Origin of the sequence: Rhodohalobacter sulfatireducens (genome assembly GCF_022012475.1) — a bacterium.
GTDB lineage: Bacteria > Bacteroidota > Rhodothermia > Balneolales > Balneolaceae > Rhodohalobacter > Rhodohalobacter sulfatireducens.
In genome coordinates this window covers 81,542-108,350 of the sequence record NZ_JAKLWS010000012.1, presented here as the reverse complement: position 1 = coordinate 108,350, position 26,809 = coordinate 81,542, and the positions used below count along the sequence as shown (strand labels likewise).

Annotated in this window: 26 protein-coding genes and 1 tRNA gene; 7 read left to right on the top strand and 20 right to left on the bottom strand. The window is 39.1% G+C overall.

Annotated features, from left to right (window positions below):
• Positions 1–88: 88 nt before the first annotated feature.
• Both L6773_RS11115 and nagB read right to left on the bottom strand, forming a co-directional pair.
• The gene (locus L6773_RS11115; protein WP_237854457.1) at positions 89–982 is read right to left on the bottom strand and encodes a PIG-L deacetylase family protein; all 894 of its coding nucleotides are present in this window, start codon (positions 980–982) and stop codon (positions 89–91) included.
• Positions 983–1,042: 60 nt separating this feature from the next.
• Positions 1,043–2,950, bottom strand: a complete 1,908-nt coding sequence (nagB, locus tag L6773_RS11110; protein ID WP_237854455.1) for a glucosamine-6-phosphate deaminase — start codon at positions 2,948–2,950, stop codon at positions 1,043–1,045.
• 271 nt (positions 2,951–3,221) lie between these two features.
• Between nagB and L6773_RS11105 the strand changes: the two genes are divergently transcribed.
• Together L6773_RS11105 and L6773_RS11100 are read left to right on the top strand one after the other, a co-directional pair.
• Positions 3,222–3,305: transfer RNA gene (locus L6773_RS11105), tRNA-Leu, on the top strand.
• A 261-nt stretch (positions 3,306–3,566) separates the two neighbouring features.
• Positions 3,567–3,947, top strand: coding sequence for a DUF2513 domain-containing protein (locus tag L6773_RS11100; RefSeq protein WP_237854453.1), 381 nt, complete (start codon positions 3,567–3,569; stop codon positions 3,945–3,947).
• Between the two features lie 164 nt (positions 3,948–4,111).
• On the opposite strand, the gene L6773_RS11095 is transcribed toward L6773_RS11100, so the two are convergent.
• From L6773_RS11095 to L6773_RS11040, 12 genes are all read right to left on the bottom strand, one after another.
• On the bottom strand, positions 4,112–4,456 hold the full coding sequence (locus L6773_RS11095) for a hypothetical protein (protein WP_237854451.1): 345 nt from the start codon (positions 4,454–4,456) through the stop codon (positions 4,112–4,114).
• 120 nt (positions 4,457–4,576) lie between these two features.
• Entirely contained in the window at positions 4,577–5,983 is a 1,407-nt protein-coding gene (locus L6773_RS11090; RefSeq protein WP_237854449.1) for a hypothetical protein, read from the bottom strand.
• 598 nt (positions 5,984–6,581) lie between these two features.
• Positions 6,582–7,070, bottom strand: a complete 489-nt coding sequence (locus tag L6773_RS11085; protein WP_237854447.1) for a hypothetical protein — start codon at positions 7,068–7,070, stop codon at positions 6,582–6,584.
• 15 nt (positions 7,071–7,085) lie between these two features.
• Positions 7,086–7,607: a hypothetical protein gene (locus tag L6773_RS11080; protein ID WP_237854445.1), complete on the bottom strand. Its 522-nt coding sequence runs from the start codon at positions 7,605–7,607 to the stop codon at positions 7,086–7,088.
• A 9-nt stretch (positions 7,608–7,616) separates the two neighbouring features.
• Positions 7,617–7,988, bottom strand: coding sequence for a hypothetical protein (locus tag L6773_RS11075; RefSeq protein WP_237854442.1), 372 nt, complete (start codon positions 7,986–7,988; stop codon positions 7,617–7,619).
• A 314-nt stretch (positions 7,989–8,302) separates the two neighbouring features.
• On the bottom strand, positions 8,303–8,596 hold the full coding sequence (locus L6773_RS11070) for a hypothetical protein (protein ID WP_237854440.1): 294 nt from the start codon (positions 8,594–8,596) through the stop codon (positions 8,303–8,305).
• 371 nt (positions 8,597–8,967) lie between these two features.
• Entirely contained in the window at positions 8,968–9,225 is a 258-nt protein-coding gene (locus tag L6773_RS11065) for a hypothetical protein (RefSeq protein ID WP_237854438.1), read from the bottom strand.
• A 306-nt stretch (positions 9,226–9,531) separates the two neighbouring features.
• On the bottom strand, positions 9,532–11,979 hold the full coding sequence (locus L6773_RS11060; RefSeq protein WP_237854436.1) for a YecA family protein: 2,448 nt from the start codon (positions 11,977–11,979) through the stop codon (positions 9,532–9,534).
• Between the two features lie 547 nt (positions 11,980–12,526).
• Positions 12,527–12,847, bottom strand: coding sequence for a hypothetical protein (locus L6773_RS11055; RefSeq protein WP_237854434.1), 321 nt, complete (start codon positions 12,845–12,847; stop codon positions 12,527–12,529).
• 265 nt (positions 12,848–13,112) lie between these two features.
• Positions 13,113–13,349, bottom strand: coding sequence for an amphi-Trp domain-containing protein (locus L6773_RS11050; RefSeq protein WP_237854433.1), 237 nt, complete (start codon positions 13,347–13,349; stop codon positions 13,113–13,115).
• A 317-nt stretch (positions 13,350–13,666) separates the two neighbouring features.
• Positions 13,667–14,683 carry a mevalonate kinase family protein gene (locus L6773_RS11045; protein ID WP_237854431.1) on the bottom strand — a complete coding sequence of 339 codons (1,017 nt, stop codon included), beginning with the start codon at positions 14,681–14,683 and terminating at the stop codon, positions 13,667–13,669.
• A complete protein-coding gene (locus L6773_RS11040) occupies positions 14,664–15,560 on the bottom strand; it encodes a UTP--glucose-1-phosphate uridylyltransferase (protein ID WP_237854429.1) in 897 nt (298 codons plus the stop codon). Before L6773_RS11040 ends, L6773_RS11045 begins: the two co-directional genes overlap by 20 nt.
• Positions 15,561–16,023: 463 nt before the next feature.
• On the opposite strand from L6773_RS11040, the gene L6773_RS11035 reads away from it, so the two are divergent.
• The gene (locus tag L6773_RS11035) at positions 16,024–16,317 is read left to right on the top strand and encodes a hypothetical protein (protein WP_237854427.1); all 294 of its coding nucleotides are present in this window, start codon (positions 16,024–16,026) and stop codon (positions 16,315–16,317) included.
• Positions 16,318–16,777: 460 nt separating this feature from the next.
• Here L6773_RS11035 and L6773_RS11030 read toward each other — a convergent pair whose 3' ends face one another.
• Together L6773_RS11030 and L6773_RS11025 are read right to left on the bottom strand one after the other, a co-directional pair.
• On the bottom strand, positions 16,778–17,368 hold the full coding sequence (locus L6773_RS11030) for a hypothetical protein (protein WP_237854425.1): 591 nt from the start codon (positions 17,366–17,368) through the stop codon (positions 16,778–16,780).
• A 21-nt stretch (positions 17,369–17,389) separates the two neighbouring features.
• Positions 17,390–18,292, bottom strand: coding sequence for a DUF6588 family protein (locus tag L6773_RS11025; RefSeq protein ID WP_237854423.1), 903 nt, complete (start codon positions 18,290–18,292; stop codon positions 17,390–17,392).
• Between the two features lie 513 nt (positions 18,293–18,805).
• Here L6773_RS11025 and L6773_RS11020 point away from each other — a divergent pair.
• Positions 18,806–20,089 (top strand): citrate synthase, encoded by a 1,284-nt coding sequence (locus L6773_RS11020; RefSeq protein WP_237854421.1) that lies wholly within the window; start codon positions 18,806–18,808, stop codon positions 20,087–20,089.
• Positions 20,090–20,227: 138 nt separating this feature from the next.
• Here the strand turns inward: L6773_RS11020 and L6773_RS11015 are convergent, their stop codons facing one another.
• The 4 genes from L6773_RS11015 to L6773_RS11000 form a co-directional block, all read right to left on the bottom strand.
• Complete coding sequence (locus L6773_RS11015) at positions 20,228–20,701, bottom strand: hypothetical protein (RefSeq protein WP_237854413.1); 474 nt, start codon at positions 20,699–20,701, stop codon at positions 20,228–20,230.
• A gap of 222 nt (positions 20,702–20,923) precedes the next feature.
• Entirely contained in the window at positions 20,924–21,814 is an 891-nt protein-coding gene (locus L6773_RS11010) for a Rossmann-like and DUF2520 domain-containing protein (RefSeq protein ID WP_237854411.1), read from the bottom strand.
• A complete protein-coding gene (gene amrB / locus L6773_RS11005; RefSeq protein WP_237854409.1) occupies positions 21,814–22,569 on the bottom strand; it encodes an AmmeMemoRadiSam system protein B in 756 nt (251 codons plus the stop codon). The genes L6773_RS11010 and amrB overlap by 1 nt, the downstream gene beginning before the upstream one ends.
• A gap of 12 nt (positions 22,570–22,581) precedes the next feature.
• Complete coding sequence (locus L6773_RS11000; protein WP_237854408.1) at positions 22,582–23,190, bottom strand: 4'-phosphopantetheinyl transferase family protein; 609 nt, start codon at positions 23,188–23,190, stop codon at positions 22,582–22,584.
• Between the two features lie 142 nt (positions 23,191–23,332).
• Here L6773_RS11000 and lysS point away from each other — a divergent pair, with 142 nt between their 5' ends.
• From lysS to L6773_RS10990, 3 genes are all read left to right on the top strand, one after another.
• Positions 23,333–24,871, top strand: a complete 1,539-nt coding sequence (gene lysS, locus L6773_RS10995; protein ID WP_237854406.1) for a lysine--tRNA ligase — start codon at positions 23,333–23,335, stop codon at positions 24,869–24,871.
• Between the two features lie 83 nt (positions 24,872–24,954).
• A complete protein-coding gene (locus L6773_RS21740; RefSeq protein WP_369431565.1) occupies positions 24,955–25,317 on the top strand; it encodes a four helix bundle protein in 363 nt (120 codons plus the stop codon).
• Between the two features lie 39 nt (positions 25,318–25,356).
• The gene (locus L6773_RS10990) at positions 25,357–26,583 is read left to right on the top strand and encodes an FtsX-like permease family protein (protein WP_237854404.1); all 1,227 of its coding nucleotides are present in this window, start codon (positions 25,357–25,359) and stop codon (positions 26,581–26,583) included.
• Positions 26,584–26,809: the final 226 nt, after the last annotated feature.

The following is a 26,809-nucleotide window of genomic DNA, read 5'->3' as shown; positions in this document are numbered from 1 at the left end:
TTAAAAAATAGAGGTTTTTGTCCTTCTTTTGACCCAAAGAAAACACCGGCTGACTAGCTGCCAACCGGTATCATTATTACTTGTAAGGTCAGTCCAACATCGGGAAGATCATTCGAATCTCTTCATCGGTGGGATAATGTCCATATTCGGCAATTTCAAACGACTCGGCATGTTCAACTTCAGAGGCTTCTTCAGCACCATACCATTTTTCAAGGCCGGCTCGCTGTGCGTCTGAAACTCCACGCCCCAGGTAAACAGATTTCAACCACTCATACCTTTCATCTTCACCTACAGGCACCTCGTCTAACATTCCCATTGTCCAGGGCATCCATTCATAAACTTGGGAAACATGGGCATCTAAACCCTGAGCTTTCAGTTCAAATGAGTCATCAATTGAAACGACAATGTCGTGACTAAAAGGATTAGGTTTTGTAAAACCATCCTGCATATACAGGAAAACAGGATTATTCTCCAGCGGCGGTGTGTCGGACACAACATTCGGTACAATCACCATGTAGGATGCATCTATAACCAGCTTACCGGCATTCCTGTGATCGGGATGGTAGTCGTTCGGCCGAAGCCCGAGAACTACATCTGCATTCCACTCACGAATTGCACGAATCACTTCCATTCGAATATCGAGAGTCGGCATCAGTTTGGCATCATCATAATCCCAAACTTCATATTCGGCTATGCCCGTTCTTATTGCAGCTTCTTTTGCTTCAGCTCTTCGTCTTTTTGCCAGAACTCCGCCTCCCATTTCATGATGACCCGCATTTCCATTGGTGATGGAGAGGTACTTGACTTGATGCCCCGCCTGTGCCATCTGAATAGCCGTACCGGCCATCTTAAAATCTGCATCATCCGGATGGGCAAAAATAGCGATCACACGAAGGGGATCATCGTCCGGGGAGTTGATTTGAGATTGAACTGCAGTTGTGAATAAACAAAAAAAGGTTATGAAAAGAATAAGATGTTTCATGATTAGAGTATTATTTGATGTTTATATGAAAATCGGTTTCTATGGGATCGATTCCAATTGTTAAATTTTCCAACGGGAAAAACCTTCTATTGAATCATATTCAGCAAGGCCTAAGCGGTCGTAATCTTTTGCATTTTTGATGGTTTTCTCATCAGCTACCATCCAGAATTCATTACTTACGGTACCGGGATATTTGGGTTGATCTTTTTGGGATGTATGCTTAAAAATAGCTTTTCGCTTCTTCAGGCGTTCACCGGGACTCAGCGGTACGGCCATATCGATGTCACTGACCTCAATATCCTGCCAAATTCCACGGTATAGCCAAATATAGCAGTCATCCATCCAATCTTTATCTTTCATCTCTTTGAGCACTTTTTGGACGGCCTCCAGGCATATGCGATGAGTACCGTGCGGGTCGGACAGATCCCCCGCCGCAAATATTTGATGCGGTTTAACATTTTGGATGGAATCACGAACCAAGTCTAAATCTTTTTTACTGAGACCGCTTTTCCTCACTCGGCCCGTTTCATAAAACGGCATCTCCAGGAAACGGATCCGCTCCTCTGGAATTCCGCAATACCGGCAGGCAGACCGTGCCTCCACTTTACGAATATTTGATTTTAATTTCAGCATTTCGGGTGAATCGAGGTCACCGGGCTCTTTGGCAGCCACCGAGGCAGACAAATTTTTGAAAAGGTTCTTTTCCTCAGAATCCCGGCTTTGATGCGAGATAAAATCGGCATAACGAAGTGCTTCATCATCATAAACGGCGATATTTCCGGAGGTTTGATACACCACGTGAACTTCATGTCCGTGCTCTACAAGTCGCATCAGTGTTCCTCCCATGGAAACCACATCATCAGCAGGATGCGGGGAAAAAACCAAGACTCGTTTGGGATGCGGCTCTTTTCGCTCCGGCCGGTTGGTATCGTCAGCGTTGGGCTTGCCTCCCGGCCACCCAGTAATGGTGTGCTGCACTTTGTTGAATATGTGGATATTCATGTTGTACGCCGGACCAAACTCAATCAGGATATCACTCATCCCGTGCTGGTTGTAGTCTTCGTCAGTAAGTTTCAATATTGGCTTTTCTACTGTTAAGCTCAGCCAGGTAACCGCTTTTTTGATCATTTTTTCATCCCAGTCGCAAGGCCCGACCAACCATGGAGTTTTACGTCGGGTTAGCTCTGAAGCGGCTGCTTCATCCAAAATCACTTTCGTATTCTCATGATTTTGAAGGAATGTGGCAGGAATTTGTTCAGTCACCTCTCCTTCGAGTGATTTTTTAATGACTTTGGCCTTTGGCTCACCCCAGGCCATCAGGTAGATTTTTTTTGCTTTCAGGATGGTTCCCACACCCATCGTAATGGCCTGCCGGGGAACGCGTTCTTCACCATAAAAAGCTGCGGCTGCATCAGAGCGAGTAATTTCGTCCAATGTTACCAGTCGGGTTCGGGTTTTTGCCAAAGAACCCGGCTCATTAAAACCAATATGGCCTGTCCGCCCGATGCCTAAAATCTGGATATCCAGTCCGCCGGCTTCATCAATTTTTCGCTCATACTCTTTACAGTACTCGTATACCTTCTCTTTGGGAATGGTACCGTCGGGGATATGAATATTTTTTTGCGGGATATCTATCTTGTCGAAGAGATTTTCATTCATAAATCTCACGTAACTCTGTATCTCTTCGGGATGCATCGGGTAATACTCATCCAGGTTAAAAGTGATAACTCTTTTAAAGCTGAGTCCCTCCTCTTCATGAAGGCGCACCAGTTCGCTGTACACCTGGAGTGGCGTGGAACCGGTTGCGAGCCCCAAAACCGTATTTTGTCCTGTTTGATTTCGGGCCCGGATGAGGTTGGCAATTTCTGAGGCTACTACTTTTGAGGCTTTACTCGCCGTTGAATAGATCGAGGCGTCTATCTTTTCAAAGATCTTCTGCCCGGTTTCGTCAAATGTACCGTTCTTCATTGAAAACAACTATTAAACTTAATATTTGGCTCTACGGATAATAAGCTTTCTTGTCCAAAGTTTAAGGTCTAAAGTTTAATGTTCGAATCGGTGTGCAAAAAAGATATGAAGTTATTATCGATCAATTTCAAACTCTACCTTCGGCACTCCAAAATCTTCACTCCTCAAAATAACTCAAACTCAATTTCTTGTCTACAGACTACAACTTTATTCAACATTGTTATTGCAAACTGTCCGGAATCCTTCCTATATTTTAAGTCTTTATTGAAATGCCCAAGTGGCGGAATTGGTAGACGCGCATGCTTCAGGTGCATGTGTCCTCACGGACGTGGAGGTTCGAGTCCTCTCTTGGGTACTTTTAAAAATGTATAAGACATTAAATATCAAAACCTTAACATATATTAACCCCCTTCTCTGTTAAGCATCTGTTAAACAAACGGGATAAAAGACCTAATTTCGCCCCTCTACTACCGCTCTTTTCTGTGCGTATATCTAACACTGCATTAACATACATAAGCCACATATCATTATTAAAAATTTTTATATGGAAAGCATATCATTTAACTCCGATTATTCTGTCAATAACTATTACTAATCAATTCGAATGGCTATGAAAATGGATCAAGATTTATTTCGGAATATTTTGATAAAAATTGAAGAATTTGAACCTGGAAAATTTATAGACGGTAGTGAATTCATAAACAAATTTGAAAGTGAATACGAAAATATTAAAGACGAATACCTAAATGAACACATCAAACTTGCCAAAGAGGCCGGTTTTATTGAAGCTGAGTTTGTAAAGGGTATCGGGGACAAATCTCAACTTGCCTTTATTAAAAGGCTAACCTTCAGTGGTCATCAGTTTATTTCTAAAATCCAAGATGCAACAACCTGGAATAACATTAAGAAAAAGGTTAAAGAAAAAGGTCTCGAAGGCTCAATTGATGCTATAGTTAGAGTAGCAGAAAAGTATATTCAAAAGAAACTTGATGAGTAACACCTAAAAAATGAATTAAATTTTATGAATTTAGACATAAATAGAATGAACTGAGAAATCGGAAATCCTTACAAAATTTTATAAAATAGTTCACCGAGCAAAAAACATAGTGGCTCTTAAACACTATTAAAGATGAACCTTATTCCCGATTTTGTCACTATTTTTCACTCTTTTGGGTCTTTTGTTTTCTCGGTCTCTTTTTCTTCTTTATCACCAGTGAGATTGTCTCCTAATTTCTTTCGAGCCCAAATCCATACATCATCACTAAAAACTGCACCTACCAAACATGTAAAGAAGAGTACATAGGCATTCGGTTGTTGAGCTCCCTCCGTAAAAATAGCAAGACCACCAACGACTGCAAGAAATATTACTACAGCCGCCGAAAGTCCCCTAACAAGAACGCCGACTAAGTCTTTAACCAATGGTTCATTTTGGTCTTTATCTTTTCTTGTTACCTGTTCCCGGACGAAACTTGAAATAGCTGCTCCCAGTAAACCAAAACCAAGCATTCCACTAATTAAAACCAGTGGAAATGATCTCGTTTGTAGTAGCCATGCGGATATCCAACCAAATATCCCTAAACCTAATCCTGGTTCGGGTGGTGTTGGTCGTATTTCTGCTGATGGTTGTTAGAAGAGTCGAAAGTAATCTGTAAAAATATAATCTGTTGAATAACTACTGCCAAATTTGCCAAAATAGTCCAGATATATCGTAGGATCATCAGCATAACCTCCTAACCTTATCACATCTTGTTCTAATGAAGATTCAACATTGTTTATCCAACTGTTAATCAGATCTTCTTGTGATTGCAAGTATTTTAATCCATTCTCTACGGGTCGTTGTAATTGAGATATACTACCCTGAAACCATCTCACAATATTTTGGAAATAATAAGACCTCTCTTGAGTACTCATATGGGCCAACGTATTCGTTTCAAAATCACTTACCGCTGTCTGTAATAAATTGTTTTGTCTATTTGGAATTTGGTCTCGAAATTGACGCCATTCTGAAATAAAGTGATTACGGCGTCTTTGTATATTTGTTATTTCTGATTCGATTCTTGAAACATTCTGATCCCATGCATTTTTTAATTCAGTCGATAAGGTATCCCTAAGAATAGAGTCAATTGATATTGCCAAGAGGGGACGCAGGGGCTCAAATAAATCCGATTCATCACTAACCATTTGCTGAAATCGATTATCAATAGTATCCAAGGATAAAAGTGATTCGCTAAGTCGCTGTTCCAGGCTTTCAGTATTCAAAACTTCCGGAGATTCTTCCTGTTGCAACCATGGTATAGCAACAATTGATGCGATGCAGAGATAACCACTAATAAAAAAGATTCCCGAAAGCAGAACATTCATACGTCTTGCTTTTGGCATATTTTGAATGAACTGTGATACCCTGCTCTTTCCTAATAAGTCACCTGAAATTTTATCAGTCGATGAAGATACGCTACTAAATAGTTGACCAATAAAAACCCAAATTGCCAAAGCAATAACAATATCACTGATAGGTAAAGCAACCAATAATGTATTAACCGCTCTGGCAATTTCAGATCCAAAATTTAAAATCAATGTTATGAAATAGTCCGAACAAAGATCTATTGTATAATCTACCCCGGGACCCACACTACTGGTAAGTTCTCGAAGAGCAAAAGGAAGTTGTGAAAATAAATTAATAATAAATCTTATTGGAGCTGTGATCGTAGCGTGAACAGCACCCGAATAAAATATAGCTGTTACCCCAAAACCAAGGATGCGAGCTACTGGATTCGATCCAAAAACTTCTTTGCGTAAAAAAATCAATCTGGCCAACCAAATCAAAAAAACTGACAAAAGTATGAGTGTTAAAATCAGAATGATTGTTCCTGAAATGCTTAACCATGAAGAGAGCACCGAACCTGGTACATCAATATCTTGCCCTTCAATAAGAAGCAGAAATAAAATAACAATCACACCAATGATAAAAACAGACAGGGCCGTAACTTTTAAAATCGCCCATAGAACTCTAATAAATGTTTTTGCAGTACTCATATCAAGAAATTTTATTGATTTTTACTGTTTAAACCTTGATCTAAATTGATAACCTAATACACTGCAAAAACTTCTCTCTCTGGGTTATTATAAACTCTAATACTTATTTTAAAAGAAAATATAGACAAAGATGAGATGCCAACTATTTTCAGCTGAATCTACTTTAAAACTTTATTACCTGTAAGAAGCAAAAATCAATGATTTTGAACAAATAAAATTTCGCTTCGGTGACACCTTCTGTCATTTACTTAATGTACTTTCATTAAAAGTTCAATCATGTAACCAAATCACTACCCACCGATTAATGTTCTCTGCTTCCTGAATGGTTTCGATACGCCAAAGCTCAAGCATAAGATTACAACATATAGAATTGAACGAGAGAACGGTCGGAAATACCACGTTATAGAGATTAGACAATGTACCAGGCACAGGCGAAAAAAGACCTCCATCTTTCAGTTTGTGGTCAGAACCAAAGACGATCACTACTTAGAGATATAGTTTGATGGACAGACTTACACTTGGCGTATCACCGAAGAGCAGACGAAGGATGGGATTGTAAAAAAGTACTGATGAATATTTTATTGTTACCTAAGAAAATTTAAGTATCAAGAACTTCAAAATTAGAATCAGTGGCAAGATCAGCTAATTTTTTTCTAATTATTTTTCTTGTTTTTTTATTACCTGTATAAAGACCGTCAAGCGCACAGTGCCCTTCACAACCCGGGTCATAATTTTCACCCTTGGTACCATCTTCTTCGATACATTCCGGTAAACGGTCCCATTTCACATTCAAAACGTTTGTTTTACCTCTAATCTCAATTCCTTTTACATCTCCGACATTCAGATCAATTAAAAGTTTTCGTTTAGGATTGCTGAGCAAATTTTGAGCATGATCAATTGTAGTTAAAGATTTTTCCCATACCGAAATACGTTTCCAATCCTCACGCCTTTCACTTGAGTTCAATGCAAATGCCGCTGGTTCTACTCTCTCATAGTTTGACTGCTCTAACCCAAAACGTAAAACATTCTCTTCGCAATCCAATTCTTCCCCAGTGGAGCCAGGCTTACTACTTTCAGTTGTACCCATTTGAATTATTTACTTCTAAAGCGAAATATCGAGTATTAATTCATCTACTTTGTCTATTATAGATAAGCCTTTTGGGATTTCTTGAAAATATGTTTGTCCAGAAATCTCATTTTCATAAAAAAGCTCTGTTCTATCATCAAATACTTCAAATTCGATGTAATGTTCAGCAAATCTATATGTTAAAGTGATACTATCATCCATCGACAAAGAGGCTGTAGGATTAGTAAGCACTGCTTCAAAATCATGCTGTAACTCTAACCAAAGATTTTCAAAATTCATTACTACAGAGTAAGATGGATACCCTTCGTTTTCAGCTTTATTTCGCATATTATTTAAAAAAGCATCAACTTCTTTTTCTCTTTTGATGTGGTCGAGATATTCTTCACCACCATATTTAACGGTTTTAGAATCCCACTCCTCTCCTTTTTGACTTGAGCTACTAAATGATGAAAAAACAAAAATAAATTTATTTTTTTTACCCTCATCTGTGGTAGTTGCAGGAGTAGATGTTGAGTAATTAACAGTCCCTGTACTCATAATAAATATTTATTTGGCTGTATCTTTATTTTCTAGCTTTTGGATCTCAAAAATTCCTTTCTCTTGCCCCTCTTCAATCTTGGCTGTTAACCAATCTCTTAGTTCGACAACAGTTTGGACATTCATTACAATTCCTAATTGCTTTTCTCTTACAAACCCCACATCACCTTTCCGCTCAATTAGTTCCCCTAGATGTCCCTCTTCGGTAAGTTCATGAACTACTATATCTGGTGTAGCTGCTTTTTCTACATAAAAATCTAAACTTAGATTCTTCCTAGGAGTCCATCCTCCCATTGCTCCATCAGCAAAAAATGTTTCATAGGAGGTATTTTTCTTGTAACGAATTGGAATGTTTTTTCTTTCACCTTTTTTTTCATCCATTATAGCAAAATTATTGAATTTTCAATATTGAATGAGTGCAATTATACAATGATTAATAGATAGTTACAATTTAGCATAATTACCTCAAACCACCATATTTAACAAAATCCTTATCATTATATTTATTTTTAATCAATATTCTGTGTTCCAAGAATTAATAAATATTAAATAATGATTTAAGTTTTTTCAATATATGCCTCAAATTACCCCGGCGCTATTCACACCGGGGATATACTTTAAGATGCTGCTTCCAACTGTTCAATTTGATCACCAATCCATTGTAACCGGCTTTGGCATTCGCTGATGAGTGCTTCCTAATATGATTCTACATCCCTCTTTAACTGCTTGGTATTCCCTTGGTACTTCTCTTTGGATTCCAATACAGTACTGGAGTAGTTGATAATATCAATCAAGGTAAATAAGGTATCAATATCCATCCCGGAGATAGACAAGCTAAAATCATCTCCATTCATCCAGTCAATAGGTCTTGAGGTAGTATGAAGAAGCTGCGATTTCTCAAAGGCTGTACAATTGAACACGTTCTCTTTAGAGTCAATCACAGGAAGAATTTCATTTTCAAGAAAGGTTTCAAATTCAGACTCTCCCATTTCACTGGAAAGGGATTCGAGGTTAGTTAGCTATTAAGTGTTTGGTGAGATCGATTGCTTGTTTTTTTGTAGTTTTCATAACGCTCTAATTTTAGAGTTCAGAAAGGCTCCGTGAAAGGTTGACCGCCAAGACTGGGGCCTTTTGCATTTTAGTTCAAGAGTAACTCAATGACTTTCCATATAAACAGTAAGTACAATAAATTCATTAATTTAAACATATTGTTTAATTACTGTTTAGTCATGTTAAACACTTTCAAATTGACCTATGAAAGTTAAGAGTGCAGATTATTTATTCATTTTTCTTTTTTCCCTTTTAAGATGGTAAACAAACAGATAAACAATTGAGTAAACTATGCATCAATACACAAAAATCAGTCTGTGCGTGAGATAGGCCCCTGGTGTTCAAGCTGTCGGAAGTTGTCGATATCCTCTGCAATTGTTAGTCTCGACATACATTCATCAAAGGTTCGGAGGTGGAAGATGCTACAATCGCCGGTTTCCGGGTCATAATCTAACATAGCCCGATCTCCTGATGCTATATACTTACCCTGTTCTATGCGAAAGTAAGCGCCGGAGACCTCTCTTTCAACCCTTGATTTAAACTCTGAAAATGAAAGGTGGTTAGCCATTTTTTGATTTTGATTACAGTTTGTAATCATAATGAATACAAATCGTATTGTTAATGTATAGAATGGTAGATATTTCTAAAAGCCAGCCATTATGCCATCAGAAGTCAGCTTGATGAATTAATCAGCTCTCTGGTTTGTACCCTAACAAAAACTCTTTAAAAAATGGACCTGAAAGACTGGTTGAATACCATGTCCAAGCTAATACCTAGCGTTCTTCCGAAAAGTGAGACGATGAAACCTAGCTTTTGGAAACCAGTGGAATTGATTGACAGCTTGTTTGTAATTACATACAAACTATTTTTTTAATTACTGATTATATCGTCGCAAATGACACTTCTTGTATTTTTTTCCACTTCCACAGGGACAATAGTCATTTCGCCCAGGTTTTATTTCTTTTGCCATTTTAATGAATCTTCTATCAGCAATTTTTTGAGCTTTTTCACTTAGCTGATCAATTTTAGATCTTGTTAGATCTTTCCTATCAAAAATTGAAAAATCAATATCAGATATATCACCTTTCTTATTTATTGTAATAATTAACAGTAATCTTAAAATATCATATGATTGAATTTGCGTAGCTAATGCATGCTCTTGACAATTTTTTTTATTACAATATTCATCCTCTCTGAAACAAAATAAAGTCAATCCATAATCCCCGAGTATTGTAAAAGGATCTGATTTATTTTCATTTATTTTATTTTCAATTAGGTACTCTATACTTTCCTCTATCTTAAACTTAACTTCTGTTGAAAAATCAAGCAAAATACTCGATACATGAGAAAAACTTTTAGGTCTTTTATTTCTTAATATTTTGAAAATTCTAAAATATATGTCCGGTATTTTTTGAGCTGGTTTATCAAACCCATCTAATCCATAAAAAGTACCATCAAAGTATTCATCAATTTTTTTTCTATAGCCTTCAAAATGATTGATTTTTTGACCAAAAGATTCTGCATACTCCACATAATGATTATGATCTAAATACAATCCTACATGATCTAATTCATCTTCAACTGAAAAGGCTTCTGACTTAAATGCCTTATGTCTTTGTTCTATATAGTGAAGAAATTGCAATGGTGAGTCAAAAAGATCTCTATATGCAATGAGATCTGAAATTGATAATGGCCAAACTGGATTCGTCGGAAGCTTGTTTGAAAAAGGAGTTAGCTCTTCTATCTTAACAGCGAGATCGGTAAGATGGTCTATTGTTATCGCTGTAGGTGTTATTATCCTAAAATCATCTGAAGATATTCGAGTTAATTCTTTTTTCTTTGATGAATTTGAATCAAATAAAATAAGCTCATCTTTTTCTTTTAAAGATCTAAAAAATCTATCCGCTTGCTCAAGTGGCCTGAATAATAGGTTTTCAATTGAATTTATAAATGAATCAAAATCTACTGAAGGAGGCATATATGTAAATGCTCCAGCCTTAATTTCAACAACAAAGAGGTGTTTATCATAAATTATGACCGCATCAGTTTCCGCTACTTTCTTTTTACCTTCCTCTTCATGAGAGAAATAATAATAAGCAGGAGAATAGATTTCAGCTTCAGGTAATATGTCTTTAATCAATTTCAGAGGATACTCTTCAGATACTATTTTTTGTTTCTTATTCCAGTCTTCTCTGTAATCTGGATCTAAATTACATATTACTTTTTGGATGGTTCTATAATTGTTATCAAACAATGCATATACATCAAAACAGTAATATTTATCATCTTTTTTTAAAAAAGGTTTTTCAAAAATTGGCTGAAAATTAATTGGCCATCCTCCAAATTCGTCGTGATCATAGAAATAATTACACTCCCCATTTTCCCAAGAGAAACTATCTAATAATTCTTTTGGTAAACTTGAGTTCTTCTCTACATCAAAAACCGAAAAGCCAAAGATTTTCTGATTAGATTTTTCAATATCTTCAATCCATCCCTGTTGTGTAGCAATTTGATTCAATTTTGATATAATTTCATCACTGCTCAAATCAGTTAAATTCTTCGAGTCTTCCTCTAATATTTTAAGTGATTTTTCTCTTACATTTTCCATGAACTGAATTGACTTACCTATGCCAAATATCAAGGAATCTCTAATTAGACATAAATTGTCTATGTATTCATCACTCGATATACCAAATAGTTCTTTAAACTTTTGGCTGTGAGGTTTAAGTAAATTCTTAAATATTTCTTCTTGATGAGTAAGATAATATTCACCTCTGACATGAATCCAATAGCTCTGAGCTTTTGTGTAAAATAAATCTTTCTTCTTATTAAAAGCCTCATCATTCGCTTCTCTCTTTGCACTTGAAGCCAGAAAATAAGTACCTAGCCTTCGATATAATTTTAAAACTTTGCCATAAATTTCATTCCAATCCTCTTCCTTAAGTTCGACGTGATTCTTTTCTGATAACTCTGCCGATACAATTACATTCTGTATGTAATCTATCATTCTTCTCGAAATGACATCTACCTCATTATGTGCACTTTCTGAAATTTTACCTTCAGATTGATAGGCATTTTCAAGATACCCTCTTTTCAAAAGTTGAAGAGAATCAAACTTTATCACTAATTCTTTTATGTCTTGGACAAGTTCATTTACTTCTGCAATAATTTCTGGATAGCTTTTTATAAGATTTTCTTTAAACTTTTTTAATCCCTCCTCATCGAGTTTACTTTTATAAATCAAAACCTTACCAAATCTTGCTATATCAATTGGTCCTGCATCGTAATATTCATCAGGTTCAATATTTTTTTCTTTCCCCATAATTTTTCATTTATAATATTCAGTACTAACAGATAACAAAATGGCGAAATTTTATCTTTCTAAAACTAAGTAGAAATTATGCTCAATAGTTTATACTACCTAAATTAAATAATCCTATAGTTATGCATCTGTATGACATTTAAAGAAATAAACGATTTAATTTCACTCGAGAAAATATATAAGGTGATAACCACAGATGAAGAACCTATAATAGGCACAATTAATGGACCTTTTCATGGTTACCCAAATAGTAGATTAGAGAATTACAAAGAGGACTATATTGTAGTTCGTTTGATTAATTATCAAGACAAAAGTAAAATTATACCCATAAGAAAGGTCAAAAAAATTAGTCCAAACTAATATCTAACTCCTAATTTGAATGACTTTATATCGTAAATACTACTAAATTTATTCAAAACGCTTAAAGTTAAATAGCAACTTTAAAAGTTCCGCTTCATAGGCTGTCAGTGCTCTGGGTTATAGTCTTATATGTAGAACGGTGCTCTCATATAATCTGTAGCCAGCCAGTTGGCTCCTGCCGTAGCAATTAGGCTACTATAATCGCTCCCATTGTGCCCTTATCTTTTATCTCAAAGAACGAAACCTGTTCAACGGTTTTTTCGTTGTGCTCCACATACCCAAGCTTCTCTTTCACCCAAGCACTTTTCAGTCCTGATATGAGTACACTTTTCCGGGCCTCGTCCGTCAAGTACCCATACTGATTTGAAGTACCCTTAACCTTGTCTACTTTTTCCCTGGTATAGAGATGTTTGTAGTGCCCTACGATCTGATTAAATACCGCAAGGTGATGTGTACCCTCAGTTTCTTCTAGCTGATGATGGATCCACACGAACCGCCAACAGAGCATTGTAAAAGAACTTTGCGATTTGAACTGCTTTCCATGCTAACAGTATCGGGTCAAGGTGTCCGGTCCATTCAGCTGCACAGGCCGAAGCACCACCCTCAATCATTCGAGATCGATCAAACACTTTAATTACTACCAGCTTACTACCTTCACTTGCTCCACCAACGTTAAGGAATCAAGCCCCACGCATTGGAACAGGTCATTCATCCCTATATAATGAGAGTTCGAATCCCTTCTATTTATGTATCGGAAGAATGTAGAGAACCGCTTACTTTTTTATAGTCCACTTAAGTTCAAATTCCGCAGTCGTTGCGATAACATCTTCCTTATTACGCTCATCCACATCAATATCCAGCGTTACATTATCTGGTAATTCGATTTTCGTACCATCCTCAAAAGTAATATGACCATTCCTCAAATTGTCAGCCACATTCTCAAAATAACTTGCTACCTGTTCCAGGGTACGTTCTTCTTCCAAACGATAAAGATCTTTCTTTTCTGACATAATAATTGGGCTTATGTTCATAAAAATTTGTAATAGTAAAGGCAAAATACGAATATTCTCATTCAGACTTATATTGGTTCGTTGTGAATAAGCGTGAATGGCAACAACCTCATATCTTTCTAAATTATTTATGATGAGGCGAGTAAACTCAACTTCGTATTGTACAGGGTAGGATGTATACCCAGCTTCTATAGATGAGAATTTTCAAAGTGTTTATGCTCATCAGGTAATTTTTTCAACTGTTGGTTAGCATACTCCATTGCACTCCTACACTTTTGGAGTACCTCAGTAACACATCTCTATAATTCCCTTCCCTATCAATCCGCTGAAATTATTTGAGGAATAATCGTTTCTACATGCAGATCTTTGAAACGGCTTTTAAGTTTATCAAGCATCTCTTTTGATTCGTATGTGCCGACAATGGCTCCGCCGGAACCGGCAAACTTAGCACTGGCACCGAATTCGCGAGCCGTCTCAACCATTTCTGTCTGCCAGTCCGGAAGTTTGGATATACTTCGGCGAAGCTCAAAATTTTCATCAATCAGTGCGGCAAACAACTCGTTGTCTCCGTCATGCAATGCCTGTTTGCCCTCGGCAGTTAAGTCTGCAAATCGTTTCATGGCGTTTACAACTTCCTCTTCCCCCCTCATGAAACGCCCTCGAATATCATTATGATACACCTCTGTAGGCTCACTCAGTCCTGCATGATAGGCGATATATATGTTAGTAAGTAATGCGGGTTCCAACCGTTCGTACTCATAGCACAAAAAATCATCAATAGTTTGTTCAACCTGTTTATCAAAATTCATATACACCAATCCCTCATACACCTGGATCACCCTGTCTTGAAGGCCGCCCGAAATACCGAGTTCGTCCTGTTCAACAGATAGAACAAATGAGGGTTGAGCTTCGACAGGTATTTTTACTCCGTAAAATTCCATCAAACAGCGAAGAGTGGCCACAATGATGGAGCTGGAACCTGCCAATCCCACCTGCCGAGGAATGGTGGAAGAGTAGCGAATTGAGAAATTTTGAGAATGCAATTCGATATCCCGGTCGTTACAGTAGTCCACAAACCGTTTAATAGTGGCCTTAATGATCCGCATACCCCCATAATAGCCGTGAAGACGAACATCTTCGACGAGATGGTGTACAGACCGGAATTTTCCCTTATCCGGCTCACTGGGCAGAATTTCAAATGTATCCCATTCATACAGAACAATTTCTGCGTAGAAATTTCTGATGATGAAAGAGATGGTTTTTCCGTTATAGCCATCTGACGGATTACCAAGTAACCCGGCGCGGGCATAGGCTTTATTTCGAATTATTTTCATTCAAAAGATCTTTTAAGTGCTCTTTAAGTTCCGGTCCAAATGTTTCATCAGCAAGGGCAAATTCTGTAAAGGCCCGAAAGTATGTACCAAAATTTCCAATATCGTACCGTTTTTCATCTTCCCGTAATTTAACACCCCATACCTTCTTCCCCTGTTTGAGTAAAATCCGGATGGCGTCGGTAAGTTGAATTTCATCGCCGGCACCCGGTTCTGTTTGTTTTAACGCTTCAAAAATTGCCGGTGAAAGTACGTAGCGCGCGGCAATAGCAAGATTTCCCGGCGCTTCATCGACCGGGGGTTTCTCGATAAGATCTTCGATTTCAAACAGATCACCAGAGGTTTTAGGTTTTGCGATACCATATTTATATACCTGGTCTTCCGGTACTTCATGGAAAGCGATCACTGCATCCGCGTTCTTTTCGTGGTAGCAGTTGGACATTCTTTCGATGATACGGCTTTGGGCATGCATCCCTATGATGGAGTCACCCAGCGCAACAATAAACGGCTGATTACCAACGAAAGGTTCTGCACAAAGTACGGCATGTCCCAGGCCCAAAAGTTGTTTTTGTCGCGTATAGAAAAATTGCACGGGAGAGTGCGCAAATGCAAGCTCTTGAAGAAGTTCTTCCTTGCCATCTTCCCGTAACGTTTGAGTAAGTTCCGGACTCAGATCAAAATGATTTTCTATGGAAGCTTTGCCGCTTCCCGTAATAAAAAGAAGCTTGTTGACTCCTACCCGCTCCAGTTCTTCTACTACATATTGAACCACGGGTTTTCTTCCTACCGGCAGCATCTCTTTTGGCTGTGATTTAGTGGCGGGCAGTAACCTTGTCCCCATCCCCGCAACGGGTACCACTGCGATATCTATGTTTCCCACGTAATTATTTTTGATTTAATATTCATTGAATCTAAAAATACGGATTGGAGAAACGGTTTGTAAATTTTTAATGTACACACACGGATTTATTTTGATTATCGAGGATATAGTGTAATAACACAAATAATCACATATAGCCGGAAAAATAGCCAAGCACTAAATTAACGTGAATCCGATATGAAACCATTGAATATGGCAGCCAAAAAGTCCCCTTCCCGAAAGTTTTCAGGACAGGCTCTTTTCCGAAAAGGTTATTATGGGATGGTATAAGACAGGTTGATAGTTAATTTTCATGCTCATAAACCTGAATACAATACATTAAACCACCCCCTGGCCCCTCCTTACAAAGGAGGGGTGAGACTCTTTTTCCAAATTCTTATCTCGAATTCATGTTAGATTATTATACAAGCGGGTGTCATAAGCCCTTCAGTGAGGGCCGGTATCTTATAAATAAAAGATCTGTATGAACCCAAGTCAGCATCCACCTGTCAACGTTCTCAGCATATTTCGAGGATTCGAAAATCCAAAGCTCAAGCATAAAATTACCCCGTACCGAATTGAACGGGAAAATGGAACGATTTACCAAATTAAAGAAGTAAGGCATTGCACACGACACCGCCATGGAAAGACATTTATGTTTCAGTATGTGGTCCGGACAAAAGACGACCACTACCTTGAAATATGGTTTGACGGTCAGACATATACCTGGAGAATCACTGAAGAACAAACTCCGGATGGAATTGTAATTAAGTATTGATTATAGACCTGTCCAAACTGATTTTTAGAATGAACTCCCTCGGGCAGAGCTTACAAAGTATCAACTATAAACCCGAAACTTTTTTAGTTTAATCTGAAGTTTTTTCTGGAGTGTCTACTTCGATGGGCATTTGGGTATGATCATTTGTGGGTCAAAACCAGGAATAGGCAATTCGGAACTTAGAAAGTCATCCTCACCTCAGCTCTCTTCGCCCGTCTTCCGAAGGTTCAGCGCAGGCAGGGCCGATTCCCATGCAAATGGGGACTTTTATCTTTGCCGACCTGGTGTACTTTCACGCATAAACTGTCCCCGGAGACCTTTCAGGTTTCACACATGATGGAGTTTGATCAAATAAATGAACACAGAAAACCTGAGAAGTCTTTGGGATGAGAATCCATTTATTTCAAATGATATTTATCATCCCAAAGTTGTGTAAAAAATAATACTTCAGATTTATTCATCAGGGATCGGTTTCAAACTGACTGTAGACCCGAACGGTGAAATCAAATGTTGTATTCTGTCCCTCTCCGTTTCTGTCTATAGTACCTCGAACATTGAAGTCTAAGGTTGGTGCTGGTTGCTGATCGTACAAATCAATTAAATACGCGACACCCCCCGAAACAAGACTGATTCCGGTAAGTTCGTCAGAAAATATTGACCGCTCGGTTTGAAATTCCTCTAATGTTATGTTTGTAAAGTTAACAATCGGTTCATATTGAGAATCACTGCTTTGTTTAACACGAATTGTTCCGGAAATCTCCGTATTCAGTGGCGTCTCATATGTATTGGTGACTTGAAGAGTAAAATTGTAAAAGCTTATATCTTCAACGTCGCTGTCAAGATCATTGATGATGCTTTGTAAATTTACACTTTCAGTCTCATTATAATTAACGTCGTCAGTGTCTATCGTGTATTCAAACTCAGCAACCTCTTCTAAAATCAAAAAGTTGTCACGTATCATATCTTCGCATGCAAACATAACAACCACCAGAAAGAAAAGAAGGGTTGTATTTATCAATATTCCAATATTATAAGCTCTATTTTTTTTCATGGCTCTCCTCATTTTGCTTTTTTAAATCCCAAATCCAATAGAAGCGCTTAAAACCGATACATTGCCGATATTTATATCAGTTCGAATATGTACAATTGACAAATCCAGGCCGAGTCCTGCATAACCACGAATTGAGTTTTCCGCATCAAAGGTCAGATCGACTTGCGAATTTTCAATATCGGATGAACCGCTGCGAGTATAGTTCAGATCCATTTGAGTTTTTTCGTATTGTACGCCACCATAGATTGTAAGAATGCCAAATTCTTTGCTACCCATACCTGCAATCGCAAAAGCATCACTTTCTATGATGTCACCAATCTTAAACTGCTGGTAGAAGAGTGCCACAGAAAGGTCCAGCGGTAACTGCCCGAAATACTGAGTCAATCCATGTTGAATTCCAAAGCCTAATAACTGTATATCGGGAACGTCATCTTGGCCTGTATAACCAAAATAGCGCAGCTTTACTTGCGTGTGATAGTAGTTACCAATGGTTAACTGTGGAACGGCCAAAGGAAAGTAATCCAGGTCAAATACCCCATTTTGATACTTATACTGTATTCCTTCAGCCCCTGTTACTGTAGCGCCCTGGTCTCCAAAAATCGTAGCCGTTTCGACCTTTTGTTGATTAAAAGGCGCGGGTGGAATCGCCTTAAACGTCTCCTCAGCACCCCCAATTAATGTAGCCATACCAACCGCTTCCAGACGAATCACCAACTCATTTTCCAGTTTCGCGGTTCCTGCGAAACCAGAATTCAGATTAGCCCCGAAACCATTTAAAAATGGCTGCAAGTACCCCGTTACCGATTCCGATTCAAACTGTTCAATGGCATCCTCAAATTGATTCTGTGCATTGGCTGATGTAGACATGCATACAACCAATATGCAGATGAGTGTACTTAAGGAAAGCCGGTTCGATATCTTCATAAAAACCTCCCTAGTTATTTATTTCGACGTGACACCTCTTGATCTAAAATCAATTGCATCTACTTGTAGGATAGAAGAATTCTACTCAAAAAAATGTAAGGATAACTTGATTATTTCTAGCCGGTTTAAGATAAATTTTGAAATTGTGGCAGTCCCTTATTGCCACTCATAATTTTTTATTACCGAACCTGATTTTTGAAACGAAAAAGAAAAGAGTTGAGAATACGCTGAAAGATTGATTTCTGATATAAAAGACTTTGCAACACCCAACAAATTATTACTCTCTTTGATAGCCTGCGAAGCAAACTCCCTTTCTTGAAGTTATTTTTACAATTATCATTTTCCATTCGCTGATCTCTGTTAAATTGCTCACAAGCTGATCCTACTCAAAACATCCATAGGTATTTCCCTGATGCAGTACTCAAATTTTATCCTATGTAGAAAGCGCTTCCATTCTTTTAAGTTCTGCTCAGAAGAATAAATCAGAATAATGAATGAACTGAGGACCGAAATATGAGCACAGCAAAACTAATCATTGGAAATGATACCCATGAACTTGATATCATCGAGGGAAGCGAAGGAGAAAAAGCTATTGACATTTCAAACCTGCGAAATGAAACCGGGCTTATAACATCAGATTTGGGATATAAAAGCACCGGGGCTACAAGAAGTGCAATTACATTTCTGAATGGCGAAGAAGGAGTTTTAAGATACCGGGGATATCCCATTGAGCAGCTTGCAGAGAAATCCTCGTTCCTGGAAGTTGCCTACCTGTTGATATATGGCGACCTGCCCTCAAAAGAGGAACTGAATAAGTTTAAAGATGGAATTACCCGCCATACACTCATTCATGAAGATATGAAGTTGCTTTATGAAGGATACCCTGCCAAAGCACATCCGATGGGTGTTTTGGCTTCCATGATTGGCGCTCTATCCACTTTCTACCCAAATTCGCAGGGTTCTGAATTAGATCCTGATGAGGTCGATTTGACGATTCGGCGGTTGATCGCAAAAATTACCACAATCGCCGCATGGTCTTACCGAAAGTCACAGGGCTTCCCGATCATGTACCCGCAAAACAAACTGGGTTACTGCTCTAACTTCCTGCACATGATGTTTGCTCTTCCCACGGAGGAGTATGATATCAATCCAACAATTGTGAAAGCCCTGAACACTCTTTTGATTCTTCATGCCGATCATGAACAAAATTGTTCGGCTTCAACTGTTCGGATGGCAGGTTCCTCTCACGCCAGTTTGTATGCTGCTATTTCGGCAGGGGTCTGTGCACTTTGGGGACCGTTACACGGAGGGGCTAATCAAAAAGTAATTGAGATGCTTGAGCAAATTCACAATGAAGGCAGTGATGTTGCAAAAATGGTTGAGAAGGCTAAAGATAAAAGCAGTGATTTCCGCCTGATGGGATTTGGCCACCGGGTTTACAAGAATTTCGATCCGCGTGCCAAAATTATCAAGAAAATAAGTGACGAGGTATTCAATGAGCTGCACATCGACGATCCACTTCTTGATATTGCAAAATCACTCGAAGAAGTAGCCTTGAATGATTCCTATTTTGTTGAGCGAAAACTTTATCCAAACGTAGATTTTTACTCCGGTATACTCTACAGGGCCATTGGAATCCCCACCGAGATGTTTACTGTGATGTTCGCCCTCGGCCGTTTACCCGGCTGGATTGCCCAATGGAAAGAGATGAGAGATAACCGAGAACCCATTTCCAGGCCGCGGCAGATATATGTTGGACATGGAAAAAGAGATTACGTGGAGATGAAAAAACGTTAATCTTACAACCTCATCAAGGCATGGAATTTTTTAAATATTGCATGCTTTGATGGGGTTACTCTTTTCGCGGTTAAGTGATGGCAACAATTTTAACAACTTGAATCCATATCTATTATGGAATAGACTGCCTCAAGAAGCTTATTTAGCCCATACCCTTTCGGTACTATCACCATGACAACTACTACAACTGCCCGATGTAATGGGTGATTCCATGAATATTTCTGTTGTTGCACCCTCTACGCTGGTATATAAACCATCTCCAAAATTGATATTTGCTGTCGTATAAAAGTTTCCCCGACTATCAACTTCAATCACTGCAATCGGCATCTCATCAGAGTTTGGGGAGCTGTAAATTCGTACAATGGAATTGGGCAATACGGAATTTAAAGCTTCATCATATACTGTTCCTGCAACACTGAAAATCCCATCACCGCCTCCTCCCTGTACATGACAATTCATGCAATTACTACCGGTATTGTGACTTTTTGAAGAATTGAAAGAACTGATCAACTCTCCGCTTCCCCCTCCTGAACTACTTGATTCACAAGAATAGAACAGTGTAAAAACCATAAAACCGGTAATGATCAGAAATATTAGATGAGTATTATTCATAACCTCTTGATTTAGGATTAAAGTCCAATGTTAAAATATTATGCTTTAGAGTCAATCCTGCCGGGTAATATTCTTGAATATTTCCCATCCGGCACTCCAATCTTGCTCAATTGTTCAGCGAATCGTCCTCGGTCGACGAAGCCTGCTGGCGTAGTTGACTCACTTGTGCCACTCAAAGTCCTAAACTGACTTGACATCGTTGATTTTCAAGAAGTCGATGATCTATATCTTTTCTGATTGATCCAAGCTAAGCGTAAACAAATTTCGGAGCATGTTTATTTTCTCCTGAGGGATATGACTGCCTCTTTCTGCAATTTTTGCGGCTTCCAGTCCCATAATTTTGTACAAAACTTCTTGCTCCGCCCCCTTCAACTCTTTCAAATGCTTTTGAACCGACGCTGTATCTCCTCTTGAAATCGGCCCCGTTAAGGCATCTGCTGGCCCCTTCTCAAAAATATTCGTTACGGTTTGATGGACAAGCGGCTGAAGGCTTTCGAATCCCTCTTCCAAGTCAACATCTGTAAGCAGGTTTTCTACACTAAACATCAAAGCCACCAGGTAGTTAGAAGCCATAACGGCAGCAATATGCAGGTATCTTTTCTGCTTTTTACTCAGCATGAGGGCGTTTGCCCCCATCTCTCCAATTATTGGTTTTAAGAGCTCTTTTCCGGCCTTATCTCCCTGCAAACTGATAGTTATATCCCGGAACCGATCCCTCCCGTCACCTTTTTTAAATGATTGAATTGGGTGCATCGATACTATTTTTGCCCCCTTTTCCGAAAGTGAGGTTAACTCATCAGACGTGAGATTCCCCGAACAATGGATAACAATTTTTTCTTTCCAGTGGATCGGTTTCCCGGCCAAATCCCGGGCCGTCTTGCTAATCAGGTCATCCGGCGTCGTGATAAAAACAAAATCACCGGCTTCTCCCTCCTTCTCAGGCAGGGTTGCTCTCTTTTCCTTGAATTGTCCTGATTTATTCAAATACACTTTCCCGCCACGGCTATTCCAAACAGAACGAATTCTATATCCATTCTCCTCAAAAAAGTGCTGAAGAGTGGACCCAAGTGCACCGGTGCCGATAATGCTCACAGATGGTTTATCTCCTTCCATCAGCCAAAAATAGGTTGATTTTCAACAACTGCATAACCGGAGTAAACAGAACCGGACCCCGAATCCGTGTCAAATTGTAAACTCAAACCCCATTTATTTGCTACCAGTAACCCCGTCAAAAAAGAACCAAATCCCTCAATATTCAATTTGTTTCGATACACTCTGTTCAACAAGCTTGAGATATTTCCATTTTCAAGAAGATTGGTTATCTGATCAATCTCCTCCTGGTCTCCCAAATCGCAGCAGCACACCAAAAGTGCATTTCGCGATGGTAATATTTCCTGCAGGGCCATTGCCAACTCTTTAATGATTGGAGGTCCCTCGTCAGAAATCTGGATATGCAGAATTGAGAAATTATCTAAAACAGTCTGCAGAATGGGTAGTTGTTGATATAAAGTTGAGCCTTTATCAAATGCATTATCATTGATAAAGAAATCATCGTCTTCATCCGCAAAATCATTTCGTAACCTTTCATTCGCATTTACCGGGCCAAAGCCAGTCTCGATCGTTTTAAAAGATGGCATCGCCAATCTTTTCTCTGCCTCTCCCGGCGTGGATTCTACCACAACTACTGTTTTAATATCATCCGGATTGATCTGAGAATATGATCTGCAGGCCGATTTAAAATTATCATCTTTAATTTTTTGAGGTGCAAATATTAGACGCACCCGGTTTTCAGGTTCATCTGTATTTAAACCTGACTGAACTAACTCTGATTCAACTCTTTCTCTGCTTAATGAAGTAATATCCATCATTACGGTTTTTATTTATTCATTTGAGAATAATTCATAGCAAACTGATATCCAGTGACTCTGGTGTTTGAAACTACAAATTTTTGCCTCTTTTCCATTATCGAACTGTACTGAAAATTCATTGGATGTACCGTTCTTCACGCAAACACTCTTCATAGGATTTCGAAGACCCGTACCAATCATTTTCAGGGCGGATTCCTTTAGTGTCCATATTCGTATCGGCTCTATCTGATCATACAAGCTCTCCAACTCATCGTCGTGTTTCATCCGGTCCACCAATCTCGAGTGAACTGTTCGATCGGCATGTTCCATATCGCAACCTACATTAAAATCAATTGAGATTGCTCCCGCCACTCCGTCTGACGTATGTGAAAAACTTGCCGAGATCTCTTTCTCTCCACAGTACACTTCGGGTTTCTCATTCTTCACTGTGAAAATTTTTGTCTCCTCAGCATGCAAAAAATGGCCGGCCATCTTCTTTACTAAATTTCTGCCTGACTGATTTTGCAGAATATCCATGTCTGTTTTTTTGATATCTGACTTAAATGGCTCAAAACAGATAAATATTTCATCCGGTAAACAGAGTTCATTCAGACGTTTTGGAGCAGTTTTATTTGTTTCCATACCTACCTAAAATCTACCAAATCCAACTTTCATCTTCTAATTTCATCCGATTGAATTGTTTTGAACTATAAATGCCACTTTCCACGAACTTTTCTTATCTTTTTTAGTTCGAAAATTAATCAAATACAGATCAAAAAATTAGATGAGTAATACGGAATCATCGCTAAGTGAACAACAAGAAATCAGGCTCGAAAAACTCCAAAAACTACGCGAGTTGGGCGTGAACCCCTACCCATTTGAATATGACGTCACTCACCACTCTGCGGATATTTTAGAAAACGAAGATAAATTTATTTCCGAAGATGACACCGAGGATAACTCCCACAGTGTTTCCGTGGCCGGACGGGTTATGACCCAGCGAATTATGGGAAAAGCGTCTTTCTTCACCATCCAGGATTCACAGGGAACAATCCAGATCTATATCCGAAGGGATGATGTGGGCGTTGAGGAGTATAATAAAGTATTCAAAAAGCTGGTTGATATCGGGGATTTTGTTGGAATAAAGGGATTTGTGTTTAAAACCCGCACGGGAGAGACCACTATTCACGCTGAAGAGTTTCATTTCCTGGGGAAAACGGTTCGGCCCCTCCCTACACCAAAAGAAGTAGAAAATGAAGAGGGTGAAACCGTAACCTATGATGCTTTCTCCGACAAAGAGCTGCGATATCGTCAGCGCTATGTTGACCTGGTTGTGAATACAGACGTAAAAAAAGTATTCAAGCAACGAACCCAAATGGTTCAGGCCATGCGGAATTTCATGAACGATCGCGGATATATGGAGGTGGAAACTCCAATTCTTCAACCGATTTATGGAGGAGCCGCTGCACGTCCTTTTAAAACACATCATAACGCGTTGGACATGGACCTTTACCTCCGGATTGCAAATGAGCTATACCTGAAGCGTCTTATCGTGGGCGGCTTTGACGGGGTGTACGAGTTTTCAAAAGATTTCCGGAATGAAGGACTTTCACGATTTCATAATCCTGAATTCACCCAGGTTGAATTGTACGTTGCATACAAAGATTATAACTGGATGATGGATTTCATGGAGGAGATGATCGAAAAAGTTGCTCTTGAACTTCATGGAACCACAAAAGTAACTGTCGGTGAAAACGAAATCGATTTCAAACGCCCCTGGCCCCGAATTCCGATGTATGAGGCGATTGAAAAAGAAACCGGGTTCGATCTTGCCGGTAAATCCGAAGATGAAATTCGAGAGATTGCCAGGGAGCTCAGTATCCATGTAGAAGATGAGATGGGTAAAGGCAAACTGATTGACGAAATTTTTGGCGAAACGGTTGAACCAAAGCTTATACAGCCAACATTTATTACCGACTACCCTATCGAGATGAGTCCGCTCGCTAAGAAGCATCGTTCTAAAGGAGGGGTTGTGGAACGCTTTGAAGCTATTTGTAATGGCAAAGAGATTGCCAATGCCTTCACAGAGTTGAATGACCCTGTTGATCAGCGGGAGCGGTTTGAAGAGCAAGCCCGCCTCCGAACCGAGGGAGATGAAGAAGCGATGACCGTCGATGAAGACTTCCTGAAAGCGATTGAATACGGCATGCCTCCTACCGCCGGTATCGGAATCGGTATCGACCGATTAGCAATGATCATGACAAACTCTGATTCCATCCGAGACGTCCTTTTCTTCCCATTGATGAGGCCGGAAAAAGATTAGTTTCTGGTTGTTAGTTGCTGGTTGCTGGTTGCTGGTTGCTGGTAGGATATTTCGATTTACTTTAAAAAAATCACTTAAAACAGTTGAAAAGTTACAGGGATCTCGACATATACAATGAGGCTTATCAGCTTGTCCTCGAAGTTCATCAAATGAGCTTGAAACTCCCAAAATATAAGCTTTATGAACAGGGCAGTCAGATCAGAAGATTGAGTAAAAGCATCAAAGATAATATCGTTGAAGGATTTGGTAGACAAAGGTATAAACAAGAATTCATTAAATTTTTAGTCTACTCACAAAGTTCCTGTGATGAAACTATCGACCATCTCAGAATGATAAGTGATATTCATTATCCCAAAAATCCACTCACAGAACTTCGCGACAAGTATATAGTTCTTGGCAAGAGAATTAACAAATTCATCCAATATGTTGAGAATAATTGGGAATAAAATCACCAGAAACCAGTAACAAGTAACCAGCAACTGAGGATGAAATTCACCTGGTACATTGCCGGCAAGTATTTTTGGAGTAAGAAGCGCGAGTCGAGGTTTCTCTCATTCATTAAGATAATGGCGATTGGCGGTGTTGCTATCGGTTCAGCAGGATTACTGATTGCACTTTCGATTGTTCATGGATTTAAGTCCACAATCAATGAGAAGATTGTTGGGTTTGCCCCTCACGTCACTGTCAATACATTCATGAACGACCCACTTCTTCGGGCAGATACACTTCAAACCTACCTGGCTGATTTTGAAGGAGTTGAGGAAGTTCAGCCTGTTGTTTTGGGACAGGTTATGATCCAATCAGCCGGAGATGTAAGCGGTATGCTGATCAAAGGTGTTCCCGAATCGGGTGATGTAACGCAACTCAGAGATTATGTTGTACAGGGGACCTATGATCTGTCTCTGCAGCAAAGCGGTTTGCCCGGAATCATCATCGGTCAGGATCTTGCCAGAACAATTGATGCTGAGATTGGTGATAAGATAACTGTATTTGCCCTGGAAGGTTTGCCAACACCTTTTAATACGCCGGAAATAGAGCAATTTACTTTAACAGGAATTTATCAAACCGGTATTGATCGATTTGACGATAATTTCGCGCTTACAACGAGTCAACCTGTTCGGGATCTTTTTGGATATAACCCCCAGTACGCAAGTTCAATGGAGATCAACGTCACTGACGAGGACCAGATCGTTCCTGTTTACAGCCGAATTCGCGATGCTACTCAATTTCCATACGTCACCGAGAGCATCTACCAACGTTACAGAAACATCTTCGCATGGATAGATCTCCAGGAAGAGACCATTCCACTTGTGATTAGCGTGATGGTGATTGTTGCCGCCTTCAACCTGATCGGTACAGTTTTAATGATGGTACTTGAGCGAGTGAAAGATATCGGTATTTTGAAAACCATCGGTGCTAAAAGCCGGGCTGTAAGACAGATTTTCCTGCTTGAAGGAATTTTTGTGGCTATCTCCGGCCTTGTTACAGGAATCGTCATTTCCCTGCTCTTTTATTGGCTTCAGGTTACCTATCAAATTATTCCGCTTTCCGAAGAAAATTACTACATGAGTTATGCCCCGGTGGAACCTCATCTATTGGATTTCATCATCGTTGGAGTCGTAACGCTTCTTCTTTGCGCCCTCGCCTCATGGCTTCCCGCCAGGATTGCAGCCCAAACCGATCCGGTGAAAGTGCTTACTTTTGGGAAGTAGTGTTGCTTTAAAAGTCATCCGATGAGTATTTTTGGCATTTTTTTTACTGATTGCTCGCTACACTCATCGGATGAACAATGACTCAAAGAAATCACAAAGAACACAACGTTGGGCTCGCTGTGAGTTCTTAGTGCCGTTGTGGTTTACTCTACGTCTGTGATTGCCACTACCGGAATCATCACAAACTAAAGAAATTGTCAGTAGAGATGCACTTGATGAGCTGATT